Genomic DNA, 7829 nt, shown 5'->3' on the forward strand with positions numbered 1-7829 from the left:
AGCTTGCGCTGGACTTCGCTAAGCAGATGGCCGACCGCGAGGGCTGCGCCGTCGATGTCGCTATCCACGAGCCGGGCAAGGAAGGCGACAGCCGAAACCACCACGCCCATATCTTGCGCACGACGCGCAAGATAGGCCCGGAAGGGCTGACCGATAAGCTGGACACGGAGAAGGCAGGCCGGAATCGAAAAGCCGACCTTGAGGCAGTGCGCGCCAGTTGGGCCGATCTGACGAACGAGCGGTTACGTCAGTACGGCATCGAGGAAACCGTCGATCACCGTAGCCTCAAGGAACAGGGCATCGACCGGGAGCCAACCCGGCACCTTGGGCCAGCGGCTACCGGCTACGAACGCCGAACCCGTGAGCCGAGCAACAAGCGGCTGGAGTTTGAGGCCGATGTGGCCGAGCGCTTGATGCGTGCCAAGGAGGCGGGCCAGCTGGAGCGCGAAAGCGCCGAAGTGTTTTGCTCGATCATCGATGTGACGATGGACCTTAACGCGGCCAAGTCCGAACAAGCGTGCCAAAGGCGGGACGAGAATCCTGGGAAATACGCTGATGGCATATGGGGGCGACTGGAGACACAACTGCGCCCAGTTGCGCCTGCGCAGCGCGATAGCAACATCGAGGATGCAATCAAGTCCTATGGCGCATGGGCAAGCCCATCATCGGTTTCTAAGCCGTTACCAGCCGCACCCAAAGCGACACCGGACTGGTCGCAATTCCGGACCTTTGCCGGAACGATGGCCAGCAAGCCTTTACCAATTCAACCGCAAGGAGAGAACGCCGTGGACAAACCGAAAGAAGGGCCAGAGTATTTTCCTGAAACGAAAGAGGAGAAGACGGAGCATGACCCAGCCGCTGCGCAGCTGCTGCTGCGGGAGCAGCAAGCTGCCCGGTCAAATGAACTGTGGGAGCAGATGGAGAAAGATCAGCAGGAGCGCGAAGAGCGCGATCGTGAGCGTGATAGCGGCTTTGATTTCGATCGATGATTGTGGCGATAGTGTGTGAAGCAGTACGGGGCAATGAGCCAACAATGCCCCGTTATGAAGTCACATAGTATGCATAGACAAAGTTACAGCTGGACGCTTGGCCAGAACCCTGTATAGCCATTAGGGGAGTGCGAGTTCATCCAGTCGAGCGCCTCATCCATCGCATTGTCGTGCGCGGCCTGTAACGCTTCCTGGGCATCGCCAGCGCCTTCAACTGGCGGGAACACGCCGCCGCCCACTTCCTCCCCATCATCGAGCAGTCGAAGCTGCCAGCCGCCGCCCAATGCGTCGGCTCGTGGTGTGATCTGGTATTTGTATTGGGTCATTAAAACTCCTCTGTATCTTCGGTATCGAGGCGCTGCTGGCCAAGCGCCTCCAGTTTGTCACGTGCAGCCTGATCGCTGGCCGTGCTGGTGGTTTTTGCCTTGCGTTCTTTGTCTTGGATTTTGAAAACGAAGTCGGTGATGGCGCGGCTTGTTTTCTGTGGCTTATAGCTCACTTTTATATCGCTGTGCTTGTTGATCTGTTCGACGGCCACCTCGATCACCTTGCGGATGAAGTCGGACGTCAGCTTGTATTCGCCAGGCTCCACGCCTAGTGTTTCACGTAGCGACTTAAGGTTGAGCGTACGGTTGCCGATGCTTTTGTGCTGCGCCAACAGCTCATAGATGCGGACGGCATGGGCACTTGTCATGCGCCCGACCTTCTCCAACTGGTAGGACGTAAATTCCTCTTCCAGCCGCGTGATGTACTTGATGACGTCTGGTGTGAACACGACTTTGATGCGCCCAGCCCCATCGACATAGCTTGCCTTGCTGATCCAGCGTGTTTTGCTCACTTGCGGCAAACCAGTGTCATCGTCCGTCTCATAGAGCGTGACGCTTCGGTCATAGAGGGCGTCCATCGCCTCTTTGAGTTGTTCGTAGACGCTGCCCTTCTCCACGCTTGGGAATTGCTTGAGGAATGCCTCGGCGTTGATAATGACCGGTTCATTAGGGAATAGCCCCTGCCCTTCCTCCCTGCACCGGCAGATGGAATACAAGATGATTCGTTGTTCTGTCAAACCAAGGCGGTAACTGGCCTCGATCAGACGGTTTGACTTTACGACAAGTTCAGCGTTCTTCATCCAGAGCTTTCAATGACCGTTTCAATAATGGTCATCATACGCCATAAAAATGACCTGTCAATACCAGTCATAGTTAACCGGAAAAAAGTCATAGTTAACCGGAAAAAAGTCATAGTTCGACGCGTAAACCCGCATGGATGCTGTCTCTCCGGGCTGCTAAAAGGTATTAAAAGCTACTCGCACCGTACTGCGTCCGTTAGCTCGTACTTCTCTACGCCCCCGAGGGGGCAGGAAAAGGCCCCCGCCTTTGCGGAGGCCACGGGTCGGCTGCGCACCGCCGGTCGGCGGCGGCACTTGCCGTGTGGCGTGGGGGTGGCCCTGACGGGCCATCCTCGCTCCTTCGCCTTCGGCTTCAGTCCTCGGACTCAAATCGCCCCCACGGTCATATCTTCGGCCTGTAGGGCTTGCCAATGTGTTGGTGCGCGAAGCCACGGGCCGAGGGTTCGGTTTTTTGATTTATCGGGTTTCAAGGTTAACCGGGCGCGACGACGGCTTTATCGTCGTTGTGCAAGCAAGCGGGGACGCCCGCGCGCTAAGGCGTCCAGTTGGCTTTTAACTTTGATGCGACGCCCTGGACGTGGGAATGTACTTATGGCGTACGCCTCAGGGGGCGAGCGTACTAACGGAGAGTTTAGGGCGGTGACTTGTTCGCCTGCGTGTCATCGACCGTACGGGGTCTTCAACACGAGAAACTGCAACAACATGATGAGCATGTAAACGACGGTAGCTAGACCGAAAAACATCAACGTTATACCAATGATGCGCTGCCGTTTGGTCGTAGCTGGCTGCGGATACATGTCTACCCATTGGCCTATGCATTGGTCGCAACGAACTGTCAGCACTTCGGGCAGAGGGTTGTTCACGGCCAGTATCTCGCACCCCAACGACTCACCCGGTGAGACGCTGTCGAAGGTTAATGTGTAACGGTTGTCATTCTGTACGCTCTCCGTGTAGCGACGGGGTGGCCAGACGTTGGCACACATAGGCTTCCAATTGAAGACGATTTCGACCTTGGTGGCAGTTTCTCGGCCCGAATTCCTGATGAGAACGGATCGTGTGCTGGCGGTTTGATTTGGTTTCATTTCATTGCCATCGACGTCGAGCAGCGGCTCTTGCACTAGGAATGTGAAAAGGTGCGGCTGGGAGACCTCTAAGCGAGCTTTAGCCTTGAAAAAGCTATTCAGTGCCAAGGTGATGAATGGCACGATCAACGCCGTAATCTCTTTCCCGTAGGTCTGTAAAAAACCGAATTCCATTGACGTTCCCTCTAATTTTTGGATCGCTTCATGGTAGCAGGCCGTGTTGATGGTCGAGGCAAAACCATGTTCTAAGGATGCGAGAGGAGCCGCCTAGAGGGCCGTTGCTGCGGTCGGTATGTCCAAAGGTGAAAACATCACGGAGGCCGCTTCCGGCCCCGTGGGTGCCGCTTCAACCCTACGCGACTTCGGGCCCTGCTCGGCGTGTAGTTGGCTCTATTCCTCAAATAGTCGGGATTCCGAACACCGCTTACTCGGATCATTGGTGAAACCTGTTTTTGCGTTGCCAACGCTATACGGGATGAGAGTTCACGTACCGACGCTAACCCGCACTATAGTCAGAACAAAGCCCCAAGTGCTTGCAGTTTCTGGGTCGTGATGGAAATCTGAAAAAGCTAAGAGTAAGTATTCATGCGGGTTGTAGCCCGGTTTTTACGTGGCATTCGCAGAAGCATAAATACGAAGGCTACACCCTGACGTCATCTAGTAAATACGTGATGAAGGGCCGTGGTTTTTTCACATCTATCAATCTTGAAGGAGTCAACATGAAACAAGTGAAGCAAAAAATTACCCAGCTGCTGCCGCTGGCCAAAAAGTTCACCCGGTCGTATGGCTGGCTGGGGGCGCTGGGCGCTACGTTATGGTGGTCGGGTGTGTACGTCCATGCGTTCTGGTTGTTCATTCACCAGTATCTGGCGTGATCATCTCGGTGCCTTTAGAGGCCCGTAGTGGCGTTTTCTATCGCGGACATGGGTTTCTATGTTCCGCAGTCAACAAACGCCACGGCGGCCGCTTACGGCCGCCGTAGGTGCGTGTTTTGAGTGACAGTGGTTGCTGCGACACAGTAACTTTATTTTTTGCTATACAGGCCATGCCGGTAAGATAACGGCCTGTCTTTTTGAAGATTTCCAATGCCACTTTATGACAATGCAAAATATTTGATTCGTGCGAATCTTGAAGAGGTTCAACGTGGTGGGAGGGTCCGGGCTGTGATTATTGGCACGTTTACGCCAGCTCAGCACGAGGCTATCAACGAACTGAAAGCGTCTCAAGGCCGTCCACTTTTGGAAAGCCCGGAGATTGTTTTCCTTGGCTCTCATTTGTACAACAGCCGAGTCACTGGTGATGGCTATAGCTTGGATGACGTGATGTTGCAGATTGATTTTGCGCTTGCTGCTACATCTCTTGTTGTCGTACCTTCACCAAAAATGACTGCAATTCGCAGCACTGTGCGTCGGCAGGATGGGTATGGAAATGATGTGTTGGACGAGGCTGTGTTTGAATTGTCACAGCGCAAGCCTCGTGCGGAACTGTATTCCGTCGTGCCAAAAGGGGATCGCATCAAACCGCCACGGCCCCAAAAAACGCAGCAGTAAAAGAAAAAGCCACTCAGAGAGTGGCTTTAGAAAAACTTTGAAGCATTCGCCCGGATAACTTAAATCGGTCCGGCGCACCAACACTTCAACGTAATTATAGCACGTTAAACAGGCTAAGTCGTGACGGTAAGAAGTCGGTTCAACCGGCTAATCAGGCAAGTATTCATCCTTGATTACTACTGTAGAAGATGCAAGCCGGTTCCGGGTTTGCCCCATTTGGAACGCATTTCTCGCGCCTCGCTGCCTGGCAAGCCGTGGATAGCAACAACTGCTATGCCCCACAGAAAGCCCAGCACGATGGCGAAGACGGCCAGCTGGCGCAGCGAGCTGCCTTTGACCGAGAAAGAGCGCCAGTCGGCCACGTAGGTGCTTGCAGATTTAAACCATGCCATGTTGAGCCTTTTAGTTCGGGATGAAGAGTGGTTGCAGCTCGATCACATCGTCGGCGGCCTTGTCGCCCACATTGCCGACGAACAGCGCAAATTGCGCATCAAGCTTGCGGAAATCGTTTGCATCGAACAGCGCTTGCCGTTGGAGGCCCATGCTTTGGCCCTCGTTGGAACTGTGGCTGGTTGTCATCCCGGCGCTGCTCATGCTCGTGCTGGTGCTCTGGCCGTAGCTGGTGCTCTCGATGTGCACGTCCACCTGCCCCAGCAGGCGCTGCACCATTTCCAGCGTGGCGCCGTCCTCCGTGCGGAAAATGGCGCGCTGGCGCCAGTTCTGCATGATCGCGTCGGCGGTCTTGTTGCTGCCCACGGCTTCGACCAGTGAGCTATAGCCCTGCATCGACAAAATGCCGAAGCATTTTGACGAGCGCGACTTGTCCCAAAAATCGGTATCGCTCACGCTGTCCACGATGCCCTGGTATTCATCGCAGAGGAACGCGACATAGCGCTCCTGGTTGACGTCCAGACGCGACCGGCGCTCGCTCATCATGGTGAAGAAGCGCAGTTTGATGAGCAGATAGGCGAAGCGCGCCCCCTGATTGCCGAACTTGTGGCGCGGCAGGTTGACCAGAAAAACGGTCGGGTGATCGAGCAGATCGTACAGATTGGCCTCGCCGTGCTCGCTCTCGATAGAAAAGGCGTCGACCAAATCGGGTGACACGAACGGATTCAACACCGCCTCGCAAGTGCCTTGCACGTTGCCACGGAATTTGTCTTCCCATTTTGCGACCGTATCGACCATGTAGCCGAGGACCGCATTCCAGACGCGCATATCGCGTGCATCGAGCTGGCCAGCCTGCTCGTATCCGCGCACAACCTTGAGCGTTTCCATCCGGCGCGTCTCGGAGAACACCAGATCCGCCAGACCAGCGATGCTGTAATCGCCCTTCGCCAGTCGCAGCAGCGTCAACAGGTTGCGGCAATAGTTGGTTGCCGTTTCAGCCCAAAACGCGCCATCGCCGCTGGCGGTGCCGCCAGCGATGAAGCAGCTTTTCAGGTACGACGCGGCCACTTCCGGCGTGCAGCCTCGGAACAGGTTCAGCGTCAAGCCGCCATCGCCCACCACCTGGTAGTTGCGGTTCACCTGACCAGCGATGTAATCGACCTCGCGCCGGAAGTCGCCTTTAATGTCGAACACCAGCGCCGAGCAGTCCTGTGCCAGCACCTGCTGCAAAAGCGGGTTGATGGCGCGTGTGGTCTTGCCGCCGCCGATGCCGCCAAAGATGACGATGTTCTTGCACGCATCGGCTGGTGGAAGGTGCAGATGTGTGCCGTTGCGCATACCGCTGTAATGGCCGCGGCCGGCCAGAAAGCCGGTGGACATGCCGAGCGTCAGGCCGTTGAAGCCGGCGCGGCGTACCGGTTGTAGGTGCGCGGTCTTTGCCACCACAGCAGCGGCCTGCCGCTGCGTCGTTTGCTGGCGTGCCTGTTCGGTTTCCTTGTGCATGTCGCGCCCGGTGCGTATCACGGTCAAGATGAAGGCCGGGATGATGCCAAACAGCGCGGCAGTGACAGCGTACAAATCTCGGCTTCCGGTACTGCCATCGCTAACGCCAGTGGAGCCGGGGTTTACGTCCCAGCACAGCCAAACAGCAAGCCATGTACCGAAGGCAAAGCACGCCCATGTAAAGCCGACCATACGGGCAATGCTACGGCCTACTTCGACGTTCTGTGCTTTGTTGTTACGGTCGTAGTTGGCCATGATTTACTGCCCTGTACTGTTGTGCTGTTGTGGAGCCACTGGAGCCGCTGCATCGATACCAAACAGGGCGCGATCATCGGGCCGGGTCAGGAAGCTATTGAGCTGGCCGATGATGTTCTTTTTCATGGCCTCATTTTTCTCCATCTGATCGAGCAGCATTGCACCGATCAGGATTTTCCGGCGGGTCTCATCGGCACGGACTTTCTTTGCATCTGCCGCCCGTTTCATGGCCTCTTGCTTTTGCTTGAGTGCCTTAAGCTGTTTCAGCTTTTCTTCCTGTGCTTTGATCCGTTCGTCTAACGCTGCCATGTTTTGCCCTGAATGTTGGTAATGAAGCACAATTTTACGCTTGATAATTGTTGCCGTAAAGCAGCATAATGGAGGTGTGGACAAGCCCAGCGAAGAGCGAAAGCGAAGAGCAAGGGCGCACTTAGGAGTTGGCTTCGCCAACTCGTGCGGTCCCTCCGGGACAAATCAAAAACAACGGCAACGGCAACAGCATGGCGATCTACCATCTCAGCGTGAAAGCGGTATCCCGGTCAGCCGGTCGAACTTCGACCGCTGCCGCCGCTTATCGTGCTGGTTGCGAAATCACCGATACGAGGACTGGTGAGATACACGATTACACGCGCAAGCGGGGCGTCGTTTCCGCCGACATAGTATTGCCCAATGGTGCACCAGATTGGGCCGCCGACAGGTCGGCACTCTGGAACGCAGCGGAACACGCTGAGCGCCGCAAGGATGCGTGCGTGGCGCGCGAGTATGAAGTCGCCTTACCATCCGAACTATCTTCCGAGGCACGGCGTCAGCTTGCGCTGGACTTCGCTAAGCAGATGGCCGACCGCGAGGGCTGCGCCGTCGATGTCGCTATCCACGAGCCGGGCAAGGAAGGCGACAGCCGAAACCACCACGCCCATATCTTGCGCACGACGCG

10 protein-coding genes are annotated in these 7829 nt (G+C 56.0%); 4 read left to right on the forward strand and 6 right to left on the reverse strand.

Features of this window, described 5'->3' with window-relative positions:
* On the forward strand, positions 1-989 hold a 989-nt coding region (locus tag AC54AG_RS28145), incomplete at its 5' end, for a MobA/MobL family protein (RefSeq protein ID WP_496632620.1).
* An 83-nt stretch (positions 990-1072) separates the two neighbouring features.
* On the opposite strand, the gene AC54AG_RS28150 is transcribed toward AC54AG_RS28145, so the two are convergent.
* The 3 genes from AC54AG_RS28150 to AC54AG_RS28160 all read right to left on the reverse strand — a co-directional run bounded on the left by AC54AG_RS28150 (position 1073) and on the right by AC54AG_RS28160 (position 3371).
* Complete coding sequence (locus AC54AG_RS28150) at positions 1073-1315, reverse strand: hypothetical protein (protein ID WP_496632622.1); 243 nt, start codon at positions 1313-1315, stop codon at positions 1073-1075.
* A complete protein-coding gene (repM, locus tag AC54AG_RS28155) occupies positions 1315-2115 on the reverse strand; it encodes a replication initiation protein RepM (protein WP_496632624.1) in 801 nt (266 codons plus the stop codon). The genes AC54AG_RS28150 and repM overlap by 1 nt, the downstream gene beginning before the upstream one ends.
* A gap of 659 nt (positions 2116-2774) precedes the next feature.
* On the reverse strand, positions 2775-3371 hold the full coding sequence (locus tag AC54AG_RS28160) for a hypothetical protein (RefSeq protein ID WP_496632626.1): 597 nt from the start codon (positions 3369-3371) through the stop codon (positions 2775-2777).
* 545 nt (positions 3372-3916) lie between these two features.
* Between AC54AG_RS28160 and AC54AG_RS28165 the strand changes: the two genes are divergently transcribed.
* Positions 3917-4072: a hypothetical protein gene (locus AC54AG_RS28165; RefSeq protein WP_496632628.1), complete on the forward strand. Its 156-nt coding sequence runs from the start codon at positions 3917-3919 to the stop codon at positions 4070-4072.
* Between the two features lie 210 nt (positions 4073-4282).
* On the forward strand, positions 4283-4747 hold the full coding sequence (locus tag AC54AG_RS28170) for a hypothetical protein (RefSeq protein WP_496632630.1): 465 nt from the start codon (positions 4283-4285) through the stop codon (positions 4745-4747).
* Between the two features lie 176 nt (positions 4748-4923).
* On the opposite strand, the gene AC54AG_RS28175 is transcribed toward AC54AG_RS28170, so the two are convergent.
* From AC54AG_RS28175 to AC54AG_RS28185, 3 genes are read right to left on the reverse strand one after another with little or no spacing between them, the layout of a single operon-like run.
* On the reverse strand, positions 4924-5139 hold the full coding sequence (locus AC54AG_RS28175; RefSeq protein ID WP_496632632.1) for a hypothetical protein: 216 nt from the start codon (positions 5137-5139) through the stop codon (positions 4924-4926).
* Positions 5140-5149: 10 nt separating this feature from the next.
* Positions 5150-6895, reverse strand: coding sequence for a type IV secretory system conjugative DNA transfer family protein (locus AC54AG_RS28180; RefSeq protein WP_496632634.1), 1746 nt, complete (start codon positions 6893-6895; stop codon positions 5150-5152).
* Positions 6896-6898: 3 nt separating this feature from the next.
* Positions 6899-7204, reverse strand: coding sequence for a DUF8583 domain-containing protein (locus AC54AG_RS28185; RefSeq protein ID WP_496632636.1), 306 nt, complete (start codon positions 7202-7204; stop codon positions 6899-6901).
* A 191-nt stretch (positions 7205-7395) separates the two neighbouring features.
* On the opposite strand from AC54AG_RS28185, the gene mobQ reads away from it, so the two are divergent.
* Positions 7396-7829, forward strand: a 434-nt coding sequence (gene mobQ, locus AC54AG_RS28190; RefSeq protein ID WP_496632638.1) for a MobQ family relaxase, incomplete at its 3' end; no start/stop codon positions are given.

The organism is Janthinobacterium sp. BCJ23, from assembly GCF_059617945.1.

Excerpts from the sequence above, each read along its gene's own strand:
- AC54AG_RS28150 (WP_496632622.1), bottom strand. The coding sequence starts at position 1,315 with ATGACCCAATACAAATACCAGATCACACCACGAGCCGACGCATTGGGC.
- repM (WP_496632624.1), bottom strand. The coding sequence starts at position 2,115 with ATGAAGAACGCTGAACTTGTCGTAAAGTCAAACCGTCTGATCGAGGCC.
- AC54AG_RS28160 (WP_496632626.1), bottom strand. The coding sequence starts at position 3,371 with ATGGAATTCGGTTTTTTACAGACCTACGGGAAAGAGATTACGGCGTTG.
- AC54AG_RS28165 (WP_496632628.1), top strand. The coding sequence starts at position 3,917 with ATGAAACAAGTGAAGCAAAAAATTACCCAGCTGCTGCCGCTGGCCAAA.
- AC54AG_RS28170 (WP_496632630.1), top strand. The coding sequence starts at position 4,283 with ATGCCACTTTATGACAATGCAAAATATTTGATTCGTGCGAATCTTGAA.
- AC54AG_RS28175 (WP_496632632.1), bottom strand. The coding sequence starts at position 5,139 with ATGGCATGGTTTAAATCTGCAAGCACCTACGTGGCCGACTGGCGCTCT.
- AC54AG_RS28180 (WP_496632634.1), bottom strand. The coding sequence starts at position 6,895 with ATGGCCAACTACGACCGTAACAACAAAGCACAGAACGTCGAAGTAGGC.
- AC54AG_RS28185 (WP_496632636.1), bottom strand. The coding sequence starts at position 7,204 with ATGGCAGCGTTAGACGAACGGATCAAAGCACAGGAAGAAAAGCTGAAA.